This window comes from Klebsiella sp. CB_Kp196 (assembly GCF_040061575.1).
In the GTDB taxonomy this organism is placed as follows: domain Bacteria; phylum Pseudomonadota; class Gammaproteobacteria; order Enterobacterales; family Enterobacteriaceae; genus Klebsiella; species Klebsiella michiganensis.
Genome location: NZ_JBEAFH010000033.1, coordinates 1 through 19,583, shown reverse-complemented (window position 1 = coordinate 19,583; position 19,583 = coordinate 1). Strand labels below are relative to the sequence as shown.

At 53.9% G+C, this 19,583-nt stretch carries 15 protein-coding genes; 5 read left to right on the top strand and 10 right to left on the bottom strand.

What is annotated here, in order from left to right:
• Positions 1-647 precede the first annotated feature (647 nt).
• Both gltB and gltD read left to right on the top strand, forming a co-directional pair.
• Entirely contained in the window at positions 648-5,108 is a 4,461-nt protein-coding gene (gltB, locus tag ABLU87_RS06810) for a glutamate synthase large subunit (RefSeq protein WP_025108152.1), read from the top strand.
• Between the two features lie 9 nt (positions 5,109-5,117).
• Positions 5,118-6,536 (top strand): glutamate synthase subunit GltD, encoded by a 1,419-nt coding sequence (gene gltD / locus ABLU87_RS06805; RefSeq protein WP_004854608.1) that lies wholly within the window; start codon positions 5,118-5,120, stop codon positions 6,534-6,536.
• Between the two features lie 46 nt (positions 6,537-6,582).
• Here the strand turns inward: gltD and ABLU87_RS06800 are convergent, their stop codons facing one another.
• The 9 genes from ABLU87_RS06800 to zapE all read right to left on the bottom strand — a co-directional run bounded on the left by ABLU87_RS06800 (position 6,583) and on the right by zapE (position 15,435).
• On the bottom strand, positions 6,583-7,143 hold the full coding sequence (locus ABLU87_RS06800) for a hypothetical protein (protein ID WP_122116739.1): 561 nt from the start codon (positions 7,141-7,143) through the stop codon (positions 6,583-6,585).
• Positions 7,134-9,548, bottom strand: coding sequence for a fimbrial biogenesis usher protein (locus ABLU87_RS06795; RefSeq protein WP_064378047.1), 2,415 nt, complete (start codon positions 9,546-9,548; stop codon positions 7,134-7,136). The genes ABLU87_RS06800 and ABLU87_RS06795 overlap by 10 nt, the downstream gene beginning before the upstream one ends.
• A gap of 9 nt (positions 9,549-9,557) precedes the next feature.
• Complete coding sequence (locus tag ABLU87_RS06790; RefSeq protein ID WP_048260565.1) at positions 9,558-10,238, bottom strand: fimbria/pilus chaperone family protein; 681 nt, start codon at positions 10,236-10,238, stop codon at positions 9,558-9,560.
• A 136-nt stretch (positions 10,239-10,374) separates the two neighbouring features.
• Positions 10,375-11,052 carry a DUF1120 domain-containing protein gene (locus ABLU87_RS06785; protein WP_064358316.1) on the bottom strand — a complete coding sequence of 226 codons (678 nt, stop codon included), beginning with the start codon at positions 11,050-11,052 and terminating at the stop codon, positions 10,375-10,377.
• A 751-nt stretch (positions 11,053-11,803) separates the two neighbouring features.
• Positions 11,804-12,292, bottom strand: coding sequence for a ClpXP protease specificity-enhancing factor (gene sspB / locus ABLU87_RS06780; protein ID WP_014226996.1), 489 nt, complete (start codon positions 12,290-12,292; stop codon positions 11,804-11,806).
• A 3-nt stretch (positions 12,293-12,295) separates the two neighbouring features.
• On the bottom strand, positions 12,296-12,934 hold the full coding sequence (gene sspA, locus ABLU87_RS06775) for a stringent starvation protein SspA (protein ID WP_014226997.1): 639 nt from the start codon (positions 12,932-12,934) through the stop codon (positions 12,296-12,298).
• A gap of 311 nt (positions 12,935-13,245) precedes the next feature.
• The gene (rpsI, locus tag ABLU87_RS06770; protein WP_000829815.1) at positions 13,246-13,638 is read right to left on the bottom strand and encodes a 30S ribosomal protein S9; all 393 of its coding nucleotides are present in this window, start codon (positions 13,636-13,638) and stop codon (positions 13,246-13,248) included.
• 15 nt (positions 13,639-13,653) lie between these two features.
• On the bottom strand, positions 13,654-14,082 hold the full coding sequence (gene rplM, locus ABLU87_RS06765; protein ID WP_004106200.1) for a 50S ribosomal protein L13: 429 nt from the start codon (positions 14,080-14,082) through the stop codon (positions 13,654-13,656).
• Between the two features lie 219 nt (positions 14,083-14,301).
• Positions 14,302-15,435, bottom strand: coding sequence for a cell division protein ZapE (gene zapE, locus ABLU87_RS06760; protein ID WP_122117858.1), 1,134 nt, complete (start codon positions 15,433-15,435; stop codon positions 14,302-14,304).
• Between the two features lie 190 nt (positions 15,436-15,625).
• Between zapE and zapG the strand changes: the two genes are divergently transcribed.
• From zapG to degS, 3 genes are all read left to right on the top strand, one after another.
• Complete coding sequence (gene zapG, locus ABLU87_RS06755; RefSeq protein ID WP_004854637.1) at positions 15,626-16,024, top strand: Z-ring associated protein ZapG; 399 nt, start codon at positions 15,626-15,628, stop codon at positions 16,022-16,024.
• 172 nt (positions 16,025-16,196) lie between these two features.
• Complete coding sequence (gene degQ, locus ABLU87_RS06750; RefSeq protein ID WP_014226999.1) at positions 16,197-17,564, top strand: serine endoprotease DegQ; 1,368 nt, start codon at positions 16,197-16,199, stop codon at positions 17,562-17,564.
• Positions 17,565-17,650: 86 nt separating this feature from the next.
• Complete coding sequence (gene degS, locus ABLU87_RS06745; RefSeq protein WP_009651894.1) at positions 17,651-18,712, top strand: outer membrane-stress sensor serine endopeptidase DegS; 1,062 nt, start codon at positions 17,651-17,653, stop codon at positions 18,710-18,712.
• 27 nt (positions 18,713-18,739) lie between these two features.
• Here the strand turns inward: degS and ABLU87_RS06740 are convergent, their stop codons facing one another.
• The gene (locus ABLU87_RS06740) at positions 18,740-19,441 is read right to left on the bottom strand and encodes a membrane protein associated with oxaloacetate decarboxylase (RefSeq protein WP_047722873.1); all 702 of its coding nucleotides are present in this window, start codon (positions 19,439-19,441) and stop codon (positions 18,740-18,742) included.
• Between the last annotated feature and the right edge of the window lie 142 nt (positions 19,442-19,583).

The window sequence follows — 19,583 nt, the reverse complement described above, 5'->3', positions numbered from 1 at the left end:
GGGCCAAGCCTGCCATTTTTAGCTACCGACGGCGATGACCTGGATCAATCGTCAACGCGGCTGCCTATCTCATTGCATAAACACTCAAGATAACTGCAATTTAATTCATCCGTATGGTAATGAGTTTTCCTTATATATAGCCGCTGATTTGCCATTATCTTTACCAGGGCATAAAACAGTATCAGTCACCGCAAATCAAACAAAAACCAGTTTAAAAAACTGCAATGAAAAAACAATTCAGCACAGAAGGATAATGTCTCGCCGTCGATATAGTGAGACAGATCACACTCAATTATGACGACCGGTACGTTTCCCTGGCATTTAAAATGCCATTATTTTCTTAAAAATCATTAAATTAGGTGTTGTATAGCACATTTTTGTATAAATAAGATTGCCATTTGACGTATGTGTGGATTCCCGATAAGTTGGGAATCCGCTGGAAGCTTTCTGGATGAGTGCTCTGCTCATCATATTTATGCAGTAATTGAGATTCCCTCTTAACAGCAAGTCCTCAAACTTGTGTACCGATGCGAAAAGGATTTAAAGAGGGCGAATGCGAGGTGTAAACCCCGTCGCCATGCTCTTTCTGTGCCCGTGCGCAATCGGTATCGGAGGGTGTCCCGTAGAGCCTGGGGAGGTTCACTGATATGTTGTACGATAAATCCCTTGAGAGGGATAACTGTGGTTTCGGCCTGATCGCCCACATAGAAGGCGAACCTAGCCACAAGGTAGTGCGAACCGCTATACACGCACTGGCCCGAATGCAGCACCGCGGCGCGATTCTTGCCGATGGAAAAACCGGCGACGGTTGTGGCTTGCTGCTACAAAAACCCGATCGTTTCTTCCGAATTGTTGCGGAAGAGCGCGGCTGGCGTTTAGCCAAAAATTATGCCGTTGGGATGCTGTTCCTTAATAAGGATCCTGAACTGGCCAAAGCGGCGCGCCGCATCGTCGAAGAAGAACTTCAACGCGAAACGCTGTCTATCGTCGGCTGGCGCGATGTGCCGACCAATGAAGGCGTTCTCGGTGAAATCGCCCTCTCCTCGCTGCCTCGTATTGAACAAATCTTTGTGAACGCCCCGGCTGGCTGGCGTCCGCGCGATATGGAACGCCGTTTATTCATCGCGCGTCGCCGTATCGAAAAGCGTCTGCAGGAAGATAAAGATTTCTACGTTTGCAGCCTGTCGAACCTGGTCAACATTTATAAAGGTCTGTGTATGCCGGCGGATCTGCCGCGCTTCTACCTGGACCTCGCGGACCTGCGCCTGGAGTCGGCAATCTGCCTGTTCCACCAGCGCTTTTCCACCAACACCGTGCCGCGCTGGCCGCTGGCGCAGCCGTTCCGCTATCTGGCGCACAACGGCGAGATCAACACCATCACCGGTAACCGCCAGTGGGCCCGCGCCCGTACCTATAAGTTCCAGACGCCGCTGATCCCGGATCTCCACGACGCCGCGCCGTTCGTCAATGAAACCGGCTCTGACTCCAGTTCGATGGATAACATGCTGGAGCTGCTGCTGGCGGGCGGGATGGACATTATCCGCGCTATGCGCCTGCTGGTTCCGCCAGCCTGGCAGAACAACCCGGATATGGATCCTGAGCTGCGTTCGTTCTTTGACTTTAACTCCATGCATATGGAACCGTGGGACGGCCCGGCGGGCATCGTGATGTCCGATGGTCGTTTCGCCGCCTGTAACCTCGACCGTAACGGCCTGCGTCCGGCGCGCTATGTGATCACGAAAGACAAGCTCATCACCTGCGCCTCCGAAGTCGGTATCTGGGATTACCAGCCGGATGAAGTGGTTGAAAAAGGCCGCGTCGGCCCGGGCGAGCTGATGGTTATCGATACCCGCGAGGGGCGTATTCTGCACTCCGCGGAAACCGACAACGATCTGAAAAGCCGTCACCCGTATAAAGAGTGGATGGCGAAAAACGTCCGTCGTCTGGTGCCGTTCGAAGAGCTGCCGGATGAAGAAGTCGGTAGCCGCCAGCTGGATGATGATACCCTCGCCAGCTACCAGAAACAGTTCAACTACAGCGCCGAAGAGCTGGACTCCGTCCTGCGCGTACTGGGTGAAAACGGCCAGGAAGCGGTCGGCTCAATGGGCGACGATACCCCATTTGCCGTGCTCTCCAGCCAGCCGCGTATCATTTACGATTACTTCCGCCAGCAGTTCGCGCAGGTGACCAACCCGCCGATCGACCCGCTGCGCGAAGCGCACGTCATGTCGCTGGCCACCAGCATCGGCCGTGAAATGAACGTCTTCTGCGAAGCGGAAGGCCAGGCGCACCGCCTGAGTTTCAAGTCGCCGATTCTGCTGTACTCCGATTTTAAACAGCTGACCACCATGGAAGAGGAGCACTATCGCGCCGACGTCCTGGATATCACTTTTGATGCCACCGAAACCACGCTGGCTGAAACCGTGAAGGCGCTGTGCGATAAAGCCGAACAAATGGTGCGCAGCGGTACCGTTCTGCTGGTGCTCTCTGACCGCAACATCGCCAAAAACCGTCTGCCGGTACCGGCTCCGATGGCGGTAGGCGCGATCCAGACCCGACTGGTCGATAAAAGCCTGCGCTGCGATGCCAACATTATTGTCGAAACCGCCAGCGCCCGCGATCCGCACCACTTTGCCGTGCTGCTCGGCTTCGGCGCGACGGCTATCTACCCGTATCTCGCCTATGAAACCCTGGCGAAGCTGGTGGATAACAAAGCCATCGACAAAGCGTACCGCGCGGTGATGCTGAACTATCGTAACGGCATCAACAAAGGTCTGTATAAGATCATGTCGAAGATGGGGATTTCGACCATTGCCTCATATCGCTGCTCGAAGCTATTTGAGGCGGTCGGTCTGCATCGCGAAGTGTCCGACCTGTGCTTCCAGGGCGTCGTCAGCCGTATCGGCGGCGCGGGCTTCGAGGATTTCCAGCAGGATCTGCTGAACCTGTCGAAACGTGCCTGGCTGGCGCGTAAACCGCTGGATCAGGGCGGCCTGCTGAAATACGTCCACGGCGGCGAATATCACGCCTATAACCCTGACGTGGTGCGCACGCTGCAACAAGCGGTACAAAGCGGCGAATACAGCGATTACCAGCAGTACGCGAAGCTGGTTAACGAGCGCCCGGCGGCAACGCTGCGCGATCTGCTGTGCGTAACGCCGGACGGAACCACGGTGAACCTGGACGACGTTGAGCCGGCCAGCGAACTGTTCAAACGCTTCGATACCGCGGCGATGTCTATAGGCGCGCTGAGCCCGGAAGCGCACGAAGCGCTGGCGGAAGCAATGAACAGCATCGGCGGTAACTCCAACTCCGGCGAAGGCGGCGAAGATCCGGCGCGCTACGGCACCAATAAAGTCTCGCGCATCAAGCAGGTCGCCTCCGGCCGCTTCGGCGTGACCCCGGCTTACCTGGTTAATGCTGACGTTATTCAGATTAAAGTCGCTCAGGGCGCGAAGCCCGGCGAAGGTGGCCAGCTGCCGGGTGATAAAGTCACCCCCTATATCGCCAAGCTGCGCTATTCCGTACCCGGCGTAACGCTGATCTCCCCGCCGCCGCACCACGATATTTACTCTATCGAGGATCTGGCTCAGCTGATTTTCGACCTGAAGCAGGTAAATCCGAAAGCGATGATCTCCGTGAAGCTGGTTTCTGAACCGGGCGTCGGGACTATCGCCACCGGCGTAGCCAAAGCCTATGCGGATTTGATCACCATTGCCGGCTACGACGGCGGCACCGGCGCCAGCCCGCTCTCTTCCGTGAAGTATGCGGGTTGTCCGTGGGAACTGGGACTGGTGGAAACCCAGCAGGCGCTGGTTGCCAACGGGCTGCGCCACAAAATTCGTCTGCAGGTGGACGGCGGTCTGAAAACCGGCCTTGATATCATCAAAGCGGCCATCCTCGGGGCTGAGAGCTTCGGCTTCGGTACCGGCCCGATGGTCGCGCTGGGCTGTAAATATCTGCGTATTTGCCACCTGAACAACTGCGCAACCGGCGTAGCGACTCAGGATGACAAACTGCGTAAGAACCACTATCACGGTCTGCCGTTTAAGGTCACCAACTACTTTGAATTCATCGCCCGCGAAACGCGCGAGCTGATGGCGCAGCTGGGCGTGAAGCGTCTGGTGGATCTGATTGGCCGTACCGACCTGCTGAAAGAGCTGGACGGTTTTACCGCCAAACAGCAGAAGCTGGATCTGAGCAAGCTGCTGGAAACCGCGGAGCCGCATCCCGGCAAAGCGCTGTACTGCACAGAGAACAATCCGCCGTTCGACAATGGCGTACTCAATGCTCAGCTGTTGCAGCAGGCAAAACCGTACGTTGACAGCAAGCAGAGCAAAACTTTCTGGTTCGATATCCGCAACACCGACCGCTCCGTTGGCGCATCGCTGTCCGGCTATATCGCCCAGACACACGGTGACCAAGGCCTGGCAGCCGATCCGATTATCGCCCACTTTAGCGGTACCGCGGGTCAGAGCTTCGGCGTGTGGAATGCCGGCGGCGTTGAGCTGCATCTGACCGGCGACGCGAACGACTATGTGGGTAAAGGGATGGCCGGCGGCCTGCTCGCCATTCGTCCTCCGGTAGGCTCGGCCTTCCGTAGCCATGAGGCCAGCATCATCGGCAACACCTGTCTGTACGGTGCGACCGGCGGTCGTCTGTATGCTGCGGGTCGTGCAGGCGAGCGTTTCGCGGTACGTAACTCCGGTGCGATCACCGTCGTCGAAGGCATTGGCGACAATGGCTGTGAATACATGACCGGCGGTATCGTCTGCGTGCTGGGCAAAACCGGCGTCAACTTTGGCGCAGGCATGACCGGCGGCTTTGGTTACGTTCTGGATGAAGACGGCGACTTCCGCAAACGCGTGAACCCTGAGCTGGTAGAAGTGCTGGACGTTGACTCTCTGGCCATCCATGAAGAGCACCTGCGCGGTTTAATTACCGAGCACGTGCAGCTTACCGGTTCGCAGCGCGGTGAAGAGATTCTGGCCAACTGGCCGGCCTTCTCAGCGAAGTTTGCGCTGGTTAAACCGAAGTCCAGCGATGTTAAAGCACTGTTGGGTCACCGTAGTCGTTCCGCAGCTGAGCTGCGGGTGCAGGCGCAGTAAGGGGTTAAGATGAGTCAGAATGTCTATCAATTTATCGACTTACAGCGAGTTGATCCGCCAAAGAAAGCGCTGAAGATCCGTAAAATTGAATTTGTGGAAATTTACGAGCCGTTTTCAGAAGGCCAGGCTAAAGCGCAGGCAGACCGCTGTCTGTCCTGCGGCAACCCGTACTGCGAATGGAAGTGCCCGGTTCATAACTACATCCCGAACTGGCTGAAGCTGGCCAACGAAGGGCGTATTTTTGAAGCGGCGGAGCTGTCGCATCAGACTAATACCCTACCGGAAGTGTGCGGGCGCGTTTGCCCGCAGGACCGCCTGTGCGAAGGTTCCTGCACGCTGAACGATGAGTTCGGCGCGGTAACCATCGGTAATATTGAGCGCTATATCAACGATAAAGCGTTCGAAATGGGCTGGCGTCCTGACCTTAGCGGCGTAAAACAAACCGGTAAAACCGTCGCCATCATCGGCGCGGGCCCGGCGGGCCTGGCGTGCGCCGACGTATTGACCCGTAACGGCGTGAAGGCGGTGGTCTTCGATCGCCATCCGGAGATCGGCGGCCTGCTGACCTTTGGTATTCCGGCCTTTAAGCTGGAGAAAGAGGTGATGACCCGTCGTCGCGAGATCTTTACCGGTATGGGCATCGAGTTCAAACTGAATATCGAAGTGGGCCGCGATGTACAGCTCGACGATCTGCTGAAAGATTACGATGCGGTGTTCCTCGGCGTCGGAACCTATCAGTCTATGCGCGGCGGGCTGGAAAACGAAGACGCCAGCGGGGTCTTTGATGCGCTGCCGTTCCTCATCGCCAATACCAAGCAGATCATGGGCTTTGGTGAAACGGCGGATGAACCGTACGTTAGCATGGAAGGCAAGCGCGTCGTGGTTCTCGGCGGTGGCGACACCGCAATGGACTGCGTGCGTACCTCGATCCGCCAGAACGCCACCCACGTCATCTGCGCCTATCGCCGTGATGAGGAGAACATGCCGGGATCGAAGCGCGAAGTGAAAAACGCGCGTGAAGAAGGCGTGGAATTCCAGTTCAACGTTCAACCGCTGGGCATTGAAGTGAATGCCAACGGTAAAGTCTGCGGCGTGAAGATGGCGCGTACGGAGATGGGCCAGCCGGATGCGAAAGGCCGCCGCCGCGCGGAAATCGTGGCCGGTTCTGAGCATGTGGTGCCCGCCGATGCCGTGGTGATGGCGTTTGGTTTCCGCCCACACAGCATGGAATGGCTGGCGAAGCACAGCGTCGAGCTCGATTCTCAGGGCCGCGTGATTGCGCCGGAAGGTAGCGACAACGCCTTCCAGACCAGCAACCCGAAAATCTTCGCCGGTGGCGATATCGTTCGCGGCTCTGACCTGGTGGTCACCGCGATTGCCGAAGGCCGTAAGGCGGCTGACGGCATCCTGAACTACCTGGAAGTGTAAAAAACAAAACGCCGGATGAGAAAATCGTCCGGCGTTTAGCTAAGTGCTATTTGATGAGCAGTCGCCAGGCGATATCCGCTTCAATTGTTGTGTTATCGGTATTTCCACTGAACATACTCTCGTTGAGCACGGGGAACAGCATCACGCGAAAACTCATCTGCTTCCCTTGCGGCACGACATTATTTTCTACGGCGATCACCGCCTCATTGTTACGCACATACAGAGGAGATGTTGTCCCGCTCTCCGGCGTAAAGTTCAGCTGGTCCGCTGTTTTTCCAGCGCTGTAGGACTTGCCATCAACGGTAATATTTTCAACCTTAAGCCCAACACCACCGCGAGCGCCAAACAAAAAGCGACCTTTCTCGCCAGCAGCACCCTGAACCAGCACCGCCATCTGATGCATTTCAGAACAGGAAACATTCACATTCACTTCCCACTCAGACAGTTTGTGCCAATTCTGGGTAGTAGAAACAATGTCATCACGGCGTATCTGGTTATAATCAATTTTTGTCCGGGAGAGCGTAATCTGGCACTCTTCGGCACGAACGGTGCCTGACAGCAGCATTCCCGCAGATAACAGCATCCCTATCCACTGATTCATCGACATACGCCGTCCACCTCTTCGTAAAATGCGTCTTCATCCCTCTTGTCGCTTAAGATGTAATCAATCTTGCACAGTCGGTTATTATCGTCGTCCATGACATACAGTGCCGAAACCTGCTCAGCCTCATTAAGGAAAACATGCCCGTCATCCACGCTGGTGACAATATAATTGCCTTTCTCATCAACGATGGATAATCCCTTATCCAGCGCCCTGTTATCCGCACGCTTAACGCGGATCATCACCCGACGGTTATTCAGGACTTTAAAACCGACTTCGCTCACCGAAGCATGCGCAGCTGCCACATACTTTGTTCCATTTGCCAGCGTCATACTCGCAGGCAGCTTGTTCGCGTCAATTTCAATGCGCGAATTACGCCACTCATTCAGCCCAGGGATAACAGCCTGCCCCCAATAATCGGTCCAGACCGTCCCCTGCGGAGTACTGATTTCAACGCCAGCTTTCGATTCACTCAGTTTTGCAATGGCAAACGTATTCCGAATGGTATAAGGCGTGAAGGTGACGCCGCTTTTATGCGCCGCAACCCCACCTGAGAGCGTGGCATTATAATTACGGTGGCGGGAACCCACGCGCCCGCCGCCAATGCCTAATCGAGTGTAATGTAAGTTAGTGCTCAGGTTGCCGTTAACGCTATTCTCACTCTCTCCCCTGTCCCGATCGACGGAGATATAGTAGTAAGAATCCTGTGACAGTGCGCCAGAGTTCTGTACGCCGTAGCTGTTACGGTTGCCTTGTTTACGCATATAGCTACTGACGCGCTGCGAACCGCCAAACGGAATGCTCAGGTTAACGTAGAGCAGATCATCATCCTGGCGCCCGTCTTTGTTCCCCATCGCTCTCTGCCAGTTAACAGAAACGGTGGCTCGATCGAAGCTCCTGCCCCATGAAAGCAACAGGTAGCGGGAATCATTACCCGCCCCTCTGCTTTGGTTGTAGTTAAAACCAGCGCTAAATGTCCCCCCAGGCGGCGTAAACCAGGCCAAACTGGTGGAATACGTATTGCTATAGGGTTGAAAATCATCGTTCAGCGCGTCCGTCAGTTCACGATAGCCGGGGGTAAAATGTGCCGCGCTCGCTGACGCACTTAAAGATTCTGCCAGCTTAAGTGAACTCTGTAGCTCAGTTTTCACACCGCTGTTTTTCTCGCCGAATTTTTCCTGGCTTGCGGCCACGCTGGTGGAGGCACTCCAGTTATCGGTCAACAGATATTCAGTATGGACGCCGCCGCCAAGGTAATTTTTCGTTGCCGCACCAGAAGCCAGCAGATTCAGCCGAGGCAATATACGCCAACCGTCAGAGAGGTTAAGCACCCAGGGATTTTCATAATCCCCTTTAATATCGCGTATCTGACCAAAAGAGGCGGCCAGGCCCTGCGGCCGGGAAAGCTTCCGCGCCATGACGGATGCGGCTGGAACAATAAAGCGATTGCTTGAACCATCGGATTCAATAACCGTCACCTCCAGTTCCACATTACTGCTCGCTATCGGTACATCATCGAGCGTGAACGGTCCGGCCGGAACCAGCGTGCTGTAGATAAGTCGTCCGCTCTGACGTACCTCCACGCGGGCCTGAGCATTATGCGCCATTCCTGCAACGCTGACGCCGCTTCCGCTGCCCTGCAAAGCACGGGTAGGCATCAGCTGTACGCCAACGATCGGGGCTCCGCTCAGGACATATGAGCTGGCATTGATCTCCCCGACCTGCGCAGTCATCTTCAACGCGTCAAAAACGTGCTCGGCAAAGGTGTAAACACTTTCAGCATTCTTATCGCCATTATCGTCGGTAAGGATATAGCGGCTACGCAACGACCAGTCGCTGATGTTTATGCCCCCTTCCAGACTGGCCTGAGAATAGAGATTGGTATCGCTGCCGCCATATTCGCTGCGGGTACTGAACAGGTCATAGTTGAGCAATCCAGCTATTCCGCCGTGCTGAAAGTTTTTGATATCACCATTCATCCCGTTCAGCGCCTCCGGCGGGAGATACAGTTCGACCATTTCCTGGCCTGGCAGGGCTTTCACTACCGCCTGCGCGTAGTCATTGACGATGTCATGGCACTCTTCATTCTTTTTCAGGGGGACCGGCATTAATCCGGAAAACTCAATAAAATCACGATCAACGCACAGCGTACCATCCTCGCCAAAACGCGCCGCGACGGTTCCTTTATCCTTACCGTTAATCTTCACCTGCACGGAATGCGTACCGGGGAGAAAGCGCGGAGCTCGCGCAAAATAACGGTTGAGATTGACATTCAATCCGCGTGACTGAATCATCTCGGTATCAAACGTTATCTCTTTGGCTTGTACATCAACGGAACAGAGCGCAGCCAGCGGCAAGATTCCACACAATGACGCACAGGAGCGAGAAGTAAGACGGCGTTTTTTAAACATAGACGCTTCTTATTTTGCATTCAGGTCCGAAATAAAACTAGGCACTTCAATACCATAGCGGCTAGCAGGATAGAATTGAACTTTATTATCACCATTAATATTTTTTGAAACGGTGATATTTAACGTTTCTCCTGGCAAGATGTAACTTTTACTAATATGCCCCTTCGTACCAGAGGGAAGAAAAACTATCTCGGGAGCCAGACGAACGACATATTTATCAGGATTGACGACTTTTGCAGTATTTCCTGAGCCTGACCACTGCAGATACTTCCACGCATCAGTCACAACGGGAAGGCCCGCGGGGCGAATCAGCACGGGTAAATCCTGACGAATATTGAAGCCGATTTTAATTCTTTTATTTTCACTTTTTGGCGGAATGCCTTCAAACGTCACGCGTTTAAAATGCTCGACGTCCAATGGTTTATTATTCTGCAGAATAAAACGGATTTGTTGCGTTTGCCCGGGTTCTACGCGAACCACGGGTTGCGTAGGTATCAGCTTTAAATCCTTACTTTCATCAGGCAAATCAACAACCGTTGTATACAATAATGCGGGGTGCGCATCCGTATTTTTCACGTTCATTGTGCCACTGTGAGTCGCCTCATCAATGACTAATAAACTTGTTTCCGGCACCATTCCTTCAGAAAAAACAGAGAGTGAGACAAAAGAGAAAATAGAACAAATAATAATTCTGGCAGATGAATAATTAAAAAAACGCAAAACAAACCCCTTGGATAATTCACACCCCGTGTTAACCACGACAATAAAAATGGGAGCAGCCCAAAATAGTCGCTCCCATTTTATTAATAGCCTATGGTATCAATAATTACAGATAACGCAGGCTGATAGTCAGCTCGCCATCCAGCGCAGTGTCATCAGTAATAGCCAGCGTGCTGGTGTTTTGAATAGCCAGAGACGTTACCAGTGGGAAAGTCGCGGTTTTGAATGCAATCGGTGTTTCAGAACCGAAGGCCGCAACAGAAAAGTCGCGGAAAGAGCCTGCGGTGATACCGCCGGAGCCCTTGGCCCACTTAACACCTGTATCATAATAATCAGCGCTAATAGTGGTCACACCTTCGCCGTCAGCGGTTACGCTATCCACTTTTACGAACATGCCATAGGAACCAATATTGACGTTACCCGCCTTGCCCACGCCGTAAGTCACGCGCTCATCATCCAGGGAGTTACCAAGAGCAGTAGCATTTTCAACGGTTAATTTAGCATTAGAACTGCTACGCTCATCAATCAAATTCCAGGATAATTTGGTTGCGGCAGTACAGTTAATGGTCAGGTTGATATTTTTCTGCCCCAGCTGATTAACAGCTGTGGAAGATAATTCACCGAGATTAATCGTGCCATAGTCTACCACGCCGCCATTATCCAGAGTGGGTGTGCATGCTGCGTTTGTTAAAGTACCCTTTACTTTTAATACAGCAGTGGGATTAGCAGCAATAGCCGAAGTCGCGCTCATTGCCAGAATGGCAGCCAGAAGTGTTTTTTTCATAAGTCAATCCTTAACGTATAATATATTTACATATCTAATAAACGCATTTTAAAAGAAAGAGCGCGTCTTAAATACGAAACGGATAATACGTTAAAGGGTACAATAAAATACACTTAGAAAAATTAACTTTAAATGTAGAAGAACTTAATCAATAGTTAATTCTTATGATTACTTTTTTGCAACTCACGAAAACAAAAAAAACAATAATGAATCGTAGCAAAAAACCCAACGATTTTGCGCCTTAACATGGATATTCATTGACTTTAATTATAAAACCGCCATAAACGATAAAAATAATATTGATATATTTTATCATCATAGCGGCAATAAAACACCATTATTCCGAACAGTCATTTATAAGGAAAATAAGTTAATATCAAACGCTCGCATATTAGTTATATGAATTCAATAAATTCACATAAATTTCCCGCGCTATATTATAATTTCAACCGCACCCTGATTTATTACAGACTCATCAAGCTATTTCGCTCATCGGCAACCCAGCTTAATAGCTTAACTAAAGACGTACCAGATAGCGGATATACAGTTAAAAGGGGGTGGAAAGGGAATACAATCAACCCAGGAGCCCTACACGGAGTGTAGTAGAAATATGAGGTTTATTAGCGGAGTTTGAAATCAACGCCACGTCCCCGCATCGGAGAGTATGAAATAGAGAATTAAAGAGGGATGCTTTACGGCAATCACGGTGAATGGCAGAAAGTAAAACAGGCCCCGAAGGGCCTGATAAACATTATTTAACGACGCGCAGCGCCGGACGGCCGCCGCGAGGAGGCGGCGTATCGTCGGGATCGTCGTCGTGATTATCCGGCTTATCGCCATCGATCACCGACATGACCGTTTCGCTGTCAGGCAGCTCTTCGTCATCGTTCAGGCTAGTGACATCTTCATCATAAGCCGCTTCTGGTTCGAACATGGTTCCCGCACCATTCTCGCGCGCGTAAACCGCCAGCACGGCCGCCATCGGCACGGAGACATTGCGCGGCACGCCGCCAAAGCGCGCGTTAAAACGCACTTCGTCGTTGGCCAACTCGAGGTTACCGACAGCACGTGGGGCAATATTGAGAACAATTTGCCCATCGCGAGCGTACTCCATCGGGACCATTACGCCCGGCAGAGTGACGTCAACGACCAGATGCGGAGTCAGCTGGTTATCCAGCAGCCACTCATAGAACGCTCGTAACAGGTACGGGCGACGCGGCGTCAGCTGTGATACATCCATCATTTAGCCCCGACCGAGACGCATTTCACGTTCGGCTTCAGTTAAAGAAGCGAGGAAAGAGTCACGCTCAAACACGCGAGTCATATAGCCTTTAAGCTCTTTCGCGCCAGCACCGACCAGCTCTACGCCGAGAACCGGCAGACGCCACAGCAGCGGTGCCAGATAGCAGTCTACCAGGCTGAACTCATCGCTCAGGAAGTAGGGCTTCTGGGTGAATACTGGCGCAATCGCCTGCAGTTCTTCACGCAGCTGCTTACGCGCAGTATCAGCCTGCGCAGCGGTACCGGTCTGAATGGTATTCATCAACGAATACCAGTCCTTTTCGATACGGTGCATGTACAGACGGCTTTCCCCACGCGCCACCGGATAAACCGGCATTAGCGGCGGATGCGGGAAACGCTCATCCAGGTATTCCATAATGATGCGAGATTCCCACAGAGTGAGCTCACGATCCACAAGCGTCGGTACGCTTTGATTCGGGTTGAGGTCAATCAGATCCTGAGGCGGGTTGTCCTTCTCCACGTGCTCTATCTCAAAACTAACACCTTTTTCGGCCAGCACGATGCGGACCTGATGGCTATAGATGTCAGTAGGACCAGAAAACAGCGTCATTACCGAACGTTTGTTGGCAGCGACAGCCATGAAAACCTCCAGGTATATTCAGAATTTTTGTACTGCTGCCGACCACGCATGGCCAGCCAGATGTAAAAACCCCATTTGCGTGACTTCATTTCGTTCGTCATCCAAACAAAAAATGAACAATCACCTGCATTTGGGCAGAAAATTGGATGATAGTTTACCAGATTTTGAAGACGTTGTGGTGAGGGGATTCTGGAAATGCTGAAAAAGTGGTAATAATGGGGCGTTTGTAGAGGGAAAATGGCAAATTTATCCATAAAAAAACCCGCCGAAGCGGGTTTTTTCGCAAATTGTTCTGCGTGAGCAGAAAACAATTAACGTTTGGAGAACTGCGGACGACGACGTGCTTTACGCAGGCCGACTTTCTTACGTTCAACCTGACGAGCATCACGAGTAACGAAGCCAGCTTTACGCAGTTCGCCACGCAGGGACTCATCGTACTCCATCAGAGCGCGGGTGATACCGTGACGGATCGCACCAGCCTGACCAGAGATACCACCACCTTTAACGGTGATGTACAGATCTAATTTCTCAACCATGTCGACCAGTTCCAGCGGCTGACGAACTACCATGCGGGCAGTTTCACGACCGAAGTACTGTTCCAGAGAACGCTGGTTGATAACGATTTTACCGTTGCCCGGTTTGATGAAAACGCGAGCTGCGGAACTTTTGCGGCGACCGGTGCCGTAGTATTGATTTTCAGCCATTGCCTATAATCCCGATTAGATGTCAAGAACTTGCGGTTGCTGTGCCGCGTGGTTGTGCTCGTTACCCGCGTAAACTTTCAGCTTACGGTACATAGCACGACCCAGCGGGCCTTTTGGCAGCATGCCTTTAACCGCGATTTCAATCACACGCTCAGGACGGCGGGCAATCATCTCTTCAAAGGTCGCTTCTTTGATACCACCGATGTGGCCGGTGTGGTGGTAGTACATTTTGTCTTCGCGCTTGTTGCCGGTTACAGCAACTTTTTCTGCGTTCAGAACGATGATGTAATCACCGGTATCAACGTGCGGAGTGTATTCCGCTTTATGCTTGCCGCGCAGGCGCAGAGCCAGTTCGGAAGCCAGACGGCCCAGAGTTTTACCGGTCGCGTCAACAACATACCAGTCGCGTTTTACGGTTTCTGGTTTAGCTGTAAAAGTTTTCATTAAAAGCTTACCCAAATAAATAAGTTACACGTTGGTGAACACCCAAACGTTTAGTCAGTTGAGGTTCACACGACATTGTCCAGCAAACCTACCCCTTCGAATAGCCTATGCCGGCACATAGAAAGTTTTGGGAAAAAAACCTTCTCGTAACGTGGGGTCGCAAGATTATAGAGAAGTCGGGGTCAAAGATCGACCCCTTTATGTGATTTGTCCCCGGTTTTACCCCGCCAGGTGTTCCCGCTTCAGATACTCCTCGCTCTGCATCTCCTGCAGGCGCGATAAACAGCGCTGGAACTCGAATTTTAATCTCTCGCCCTGATAGATCTCATACAGCGGTACCGCCGCGCTGACCACCAGCTTGACGTGGCGCTCATAGAACTCATCGACCAGGGCGATAAAGCGCCGCGCCTCGCTCTCCATCAGCCCGGTCATCACCGGCACATCAAAGAGCATCACGGTATGAAACAGACGCGAGAGCGCAATATAGTCGTGCTGGCTACGCGCATCCACGCACAGCGTGGCGAAGGAAGCCGCCAGCGTCTGGTTCTCAACGCCCAGCGTCGGCAGCGGGCGATGGTTGATCTCCAGCGTTGGCATCTGCTCGCGCTTCGCCCCCGCTAGCGCCAGCCACAGTTTATCCATCTGCTGCTGCGTCTCAGCGTTCAGCGGCGACAGCCACAAATGCGCCTGGGTTAGCGTGCGCAGGCGGTAATCAATACCGGCGTCGACGTTCATCACATCGCAATGCTGTTTAATGGCGTCGATGGCGGGCAGGAAACGAGCGCGCTGAAGGCCGTTGCGGTACAGCTCGTCAGGCGGAATATTCGACGTCGCCACTAGGGTTATGCCGCGGGCAAACAGCGCTTTCATCAGGCCGCCCAGCAGCATTGCATCGGTAATATCAGAAACGAAAAACTCATCGAAGCAGAGCACATCGGTTTCAGCTTTAAAGCGATCCGCGACGATTTCCAGCGGATCGCTGTGCCCCTGCAGCGTCGTTAACTCTTCATGAACCCGCAGCATAAAGCGATGAAAGTGCAGACGTTGTTTACGTTCTCCCGGCAGACTTTGATAGAACAGATCCATCAACCAGGTTTTTCCTCTGCCGACGCCGCCCCACATGTAGAGGCCGCGAACGGCAGCCGTTTCGGCAACGGGTTCGCGCTTGCCCAGCAGTTTGCCGAATTTGGCCCGCAGACCGCCGCCGGTTTGCGGCGCGACCGAAGGTTTATTCTGCAGTTCTTGATAAATCGTATCGAGGCGGCTGACCGCTTCTCGCTGGACGTCGTCAGGTTGATGGCTCCCCTCCTTGAGAGAGGAAAGGTAACGCGATGTTGGGGACAGGCTTTGCATGATCTAATTGTTATTCCTTGAAAACCGTAATGCCGTAGCTCACGATTGACGAAAAAAAGGCCGCTCTACACTACGTGATGATACGCCAGGATTCCACTTCTGTGGAATTAGCGGTTATAGTGGCACTATCGGGCGCAGGCGGAGAGCCTCACAGCCACCCTACGGAACCACAAAACAACGGGAGATGTTCATGACCTGGGAATACGCGCTAATTGGGCTAGTTGTCGGCATCATTATCGGCGCCGTCGCGATGCGTTTTGGCAATCGCAAATTACGCCAACAGCAGGCGCTGCAGTTCGAACTGGAAAAGAATAAAGCAGAGCTGGAAGAGTACCGCGAAGAGCTGGTGAGCCATTTTGCCCGGAGCGCAGAGCTGCTGGATAACATGGCGCATGATTACCGCCAGCTGTATCAGCATATGGCGAAAAGCTCCAACAACCTGCTGCCGGACAGCATGGCGGACGCCAACCCGTTCCGTAATCGTCTGGAAGAGTCCGAAGCGGGCAACGATCAGGCCCCGGTCCAGATGCCGCGCGACTACTCTGAAGGCGCATCCGGTCTGCTGCGCGGCGGCGTAAAGCGCGACTAAACCGGCAACGACAGTAAAAATATTTTCCGGGCGCACCCTCTGCGCCCGTTTCCACCTTCCATCCCAGCTACAATTTAACGATTGCCCACGTTGTTACCGGGTCGAAAATTCAATAACATCGGGCCATTCGGGACGTTTCCCATACACCTTAGGTTACGAGAGCCAGCAACTAATGAATAAACCGACTTTGCTGTTGAGTGCGTTAGCGTTAAGCATTGGGTTGTCGTTGTCCGCCTTACCTCCGGCAGCAGCGTCTTTACCGACACAGGTTCCCGGCCAGGGCGCGTTGCCAAGCCTCGCGCCGATGCTGGAGAAAGTGTTGCCGGCGGTGGTGAGCGTACAGGTTGAGGGTACCGCGTCACCCGCGCAAAATATGCCGGAAGAGCTGAAGAAGTACTTTGGCGACAACGCGCCGCAAGAGCAGGCGCAGCCTTTTGAAGGCCTGGGCTCAGGGGTCATTATTGACGCTGCAAAAGGCTACGTGCTGACCAATAATCACGTCATTAATCAGGCCCAGAAAATCAGCGTCCAGCTCAACGACGGGCGTGAGTTCGATGCCAAACTGGTCGGCAGCGACGAGCAGAGCGATATCGCCCTGCTGCAGCTGCAAAAACCCAGCAACCTGACGCAAATCGCGATCGCCGACTCCGATAAACTGCGGGTGGGCGACTTCGCCGTCGCCGTCGGTAACCCGTTTGGCCTGGGCCAGACCGCCACTTCAGGGATTATTTCAGCCCTTGGCCGCAGCGGCCTGAACCTTGAGGGGCTGGAGAACTTTATCCAGACTGATGCCTCAATCAACCGCGGCAACTCCGGCGGCGCGCTGCTGAACCTCAACGGCGAGCTGATTGGTATCAATACCGCTATTCTGGCCCCGGGCGGCGGCAGCGTCGGCATTGGCTTCGCGATCCCCAGCAATATGGCGAAAATCCTCTCCCAGCAGCTTATTCAGTTTGGTGAAATCAAACGCGGCCTGCTGGGTATTAAAGGTATGGAAATGAGCGCGGATATCGCCAAAGCGATGAACCTTGACGTCCAGCGCGGCGCGTTCGTCAGCGAGGTGCTGCCAAACTCCGGATCGGCCAAAGCGGGAATTAAATCTGGTGACGTTATCGTCAGCCTCAACGGTAAACCGCTCAACAGCTTCGCCGAACTGCGTTCACGCATCGCCACGACCGAGCCGGGCACCAAAGTGAAGCTAGGACTCCTGCGCGAAGGAAAACCCGTTGAAGTGGAAGTCACTCTGGACAAGAGCACCTCTTCTTCCGCCAGCGCCGAGCTTATCGCACCGGCCCTGCAGGGCGCATCGTTAAGCGACGGTCAGATGAAAGACGGAACCAAAGGCATCGTCATTGATAATGTCGATAAAGGCAGCCCGGCCGCGCAGGCGGGCCTGCATAAAGACGATATCATTATTGGCCTCAACCGCGAGCGCGTGCGCTCCATTGCCGAACTGCGCAAAGTGCTCGAAAGCAAACCGACGGTGATTGCGCTGAACGTCATTCGCGGCAGCGAAAGCATCTATCTGCTGCTGCGTTAACTCGCCTTCCGGGCATCGCGTGCAGTGCGATGTCCGGACAAGACGTGTTATGCTGCGCCTGTCTATCCATCAACGATATCTGCATCATGCCTGGAAAGTTTTTACGTTCGATACTTATCGGTTTGATTGTCGGCGGCCTGCTGCTGGCCGTTATGCCTTCGCTGCGCCAGTGGCAGCTTTCGCCGACCACGCAGTACGATAGCGCGGATGAATCCCCCGCCAGCTATAATTCCGCCGTTCGCCGCGCCGCCCCAGCGGTCGTGAACGTCTATAACCGCGCCCTCAACAGCACCAGCCATAACCAGCTAACGCTCGGTTCCGGCGTGATCATGGATCAGCGCGGCTATATCCTGACCAATAAGCACGTTATCAACGATGCCGACCAGATTATTGTTGCTCTGCAGGATGGACGGGTCTTTGAAGCACTGCTGGTCGGCTCCGATACCCTCACCGATCTGGCGGTATTAAAAATCAACGCCAGCGGCGGCCTGCCGGTCATTCCGATTAATCCGAAACGCGTGCCGCATATCGGTGACGTCGTGCTGGCGATTGGCAACCCGTACAACCTCGGGCAAACCATTACCCAGGGCATTATCAGCGCCACCGGCCGTATCGGCCTGAACCCCACCGGGCGCCAGAACTTCCTGCAGACCGACGCGTCGATCAACCACGGTAACTCAGGCGGCGCGCTGGTGAACTCGCTGGGCGAGCTTATGGGTATCAACACCCTGTCATTTGATAAAAGCAACGACGGCGAAACGCCGGAGGGCATCGGCTTTGCGATCCCCTTCCAGCTGGCAACCAAGATTATGGATAAGCTGATCCGCGATGGCCGCGTGATTCGCGGCTATATAGGGATCAGCGGCCGCGAAATTGCGCCGATGCATGCGCAGGGCGGCGGCGGTATCGATCAGCTGCAGGGGATTGTGGTGAATGATGTTGCGCCGGAAGGCCCGGCCGCCCAGGCGGGTATCCGCGCCAACGACGTGATTATTTCCGTTAACGACAAGCCCGCCGTTTCCGCCCTCGAAACCATGGATCAGGTCGCAGAGATTCGTCCGGGTTCGGAAATTCCGGTGGTGATTATGCGCGACGATAAAAAAATCACGCTGCATATCGCCGTACAGGAATATCCGGCAACCAATTAACAGGCTCCCCCGCCGGGGGAGCACCTTTCAATCAGCAAATAGCGGCCCGGCCGGGAATGTCGCCAGAAACCCGGTTATGGCCAGCAGCGACCGCAGGTCAGGCCACGCAAACTGGCGCTCCCGCAGCTCGTCATCCAGCGTCATGAGCGCAAACTCGCCTTTATCCCCCAGAACGCCGCCCTGCCAGAGCAACCGTTGAGCCTGCTGCCGGGCCCAGGGGGAATCGCTCTTCCAGGCCAGCAGGTGCAGCAGCGCCTGCTGCAGACAGATGCCAGAAGGATGCTTATCCCGCAGCAGCCGCCGGTAAACCGGCAGCGATATGCTGCGTACGGTATAAAAACCGCTGCGGGTTTCGGCATCAGCATCCGCCACGCTGGCGCAATACTGACCGGCCAGATCGCATAGACGATTGTGCGTCAGCGGCTGGCCCAGGGCGTTCAGGCGACCCGCTGCGGCACACAGCAGCCCACTTCTTTGCATCCACGGCGTGGAGTCCCGAAATACCGCATCAGGTAGCGCCGGTTCTGTTTCAGCTGCTTTATTTTGCGTACCCGCCTCATAGCAATGGACAAAAAAATCATAGCCTCCGCGGGCAACTGATGGTTGCGCTAACAGGTTAAGCGCGGGCTGCAGTTGTTCAACTTCATCTACTGATGCCAGCATGTAATCGATAATGACATCTTTTGTCGATGCCCTGCTTTCGGGGCGTAATGTTATGGTTTCATTCATCAAAGCCTCCTTATAGGAAATCTCCCGGTGGCGCTGCGCTGACCGGTCTACGGGTCCGTGCAGTCTGGTAGCCCGGACAAGGCGCGTTAAGCGCCGCCTCCGGGATAATCCCCGGGTCGCGGCTGACGCCTTACCCGGGCTA

What these genes read in the sequence shown, in the direction of transcription:
- gltB (WP_025108152.1), top strand. Translation starts at nt 648, where the DNA reads ATGTTGTACGATAAATCCCTTGAGAGGGATAACTGTGGTTTCGGCCTG.
- gltD (WP_004854608.1), top strand. Translation starts at nt 5,118, where the DNA reads ATGAGTCAGAATGTCTATCAATTTATCGACTTACAGCGAGTTGATCCG.
- ABLU87_RS06800 (WP_122116739.1), bottom strand. Translation starts at nt 7,143, where the DNA reads ATGTCGATGAATCAGTGGATAGGGATGCTGTTATCTGCGGGAATGCTG.
- ABLU87_RS06795 (WP_064378047.1), bottom strand. Translation starts at nt 9,548, where the DNA reads ATGTTTAAAAAACGCCGTCTTACTTCTCGCTCCTGTGCGTCATTGTGT.
- ABLU87_RS06785 (WP_064358316.1), bottom strand. Translation starts at nt 11,052, where the DNA reads ATGAAAAAAACACTTCTGGCTGCCATTCTGGCAATGAGCGCGACTTCG.
- sspB (WP_014226996.1), bottom strand. Translation starts at nt 12,292, where the DNA reads ATGGATGTATCACAGCTGACGCCGCGTCGCCCGTACCTGTTACGAGCG.
- sspA (WP_014226997.1), bottom strand. Translation starts at nt 12,934, where the DNA reads ATGGCTGTCGCTGCCAACAAACGTTCGGTAATGACGCTGTTTTCTGGT.
- rpsI (WP_000829815.1), bottom strand. Translation starts at nt 13,638, where the DNA reads ATGGCTGAAAATCAATACTACGGCACCGGTCGCCGCAAAAGTTCCGCA.
- rplM (WP_004106200.1), bottom strand. Translation starts at nt 14,082, where the DNA reads ATGAAAACTTTTACAGCTAAACCAGAAACCGTAAAACGCGACTGGTAT.
- zapE (WP_122117858.1), bottom strand. Translation starts at nt 15,435, where the DNA reads ATGCAAAGCCTGTCCCCAACATCGCGTTACCTTTCCTCTCTCAAGGAG.
- zapG (WP_004854637.1), top strand. Translation starts at nt 15,626, where the DNA reads ATGACCTGGGAATACGCGCTAATTGGGCTAGTTGTCGGCATCATTATC.
- degQ (WP_014226999.1), top strand. Translation starts at nt 16,197, where the DNA reads ATGAATAAACCGACTTTGCTGTTGAGTGCGTTAGCGTTAAGCATTGGG.
- degS (WP_009651894.1), top strand. Translation starts at nt 17,651, where the DNA reads ATGCCTGGAAAGTTTTTACGTTCGATACTTATCGGTTTGATTGTCGGC.
- ABLU87_RS06740 (WP_047722873.1), bottom strand. Translation starts at nt 19,441, where the DNA reads ATGAATGAAACCATAACATTACGCCCCGAAAGCAGGGCATCGACAAAA.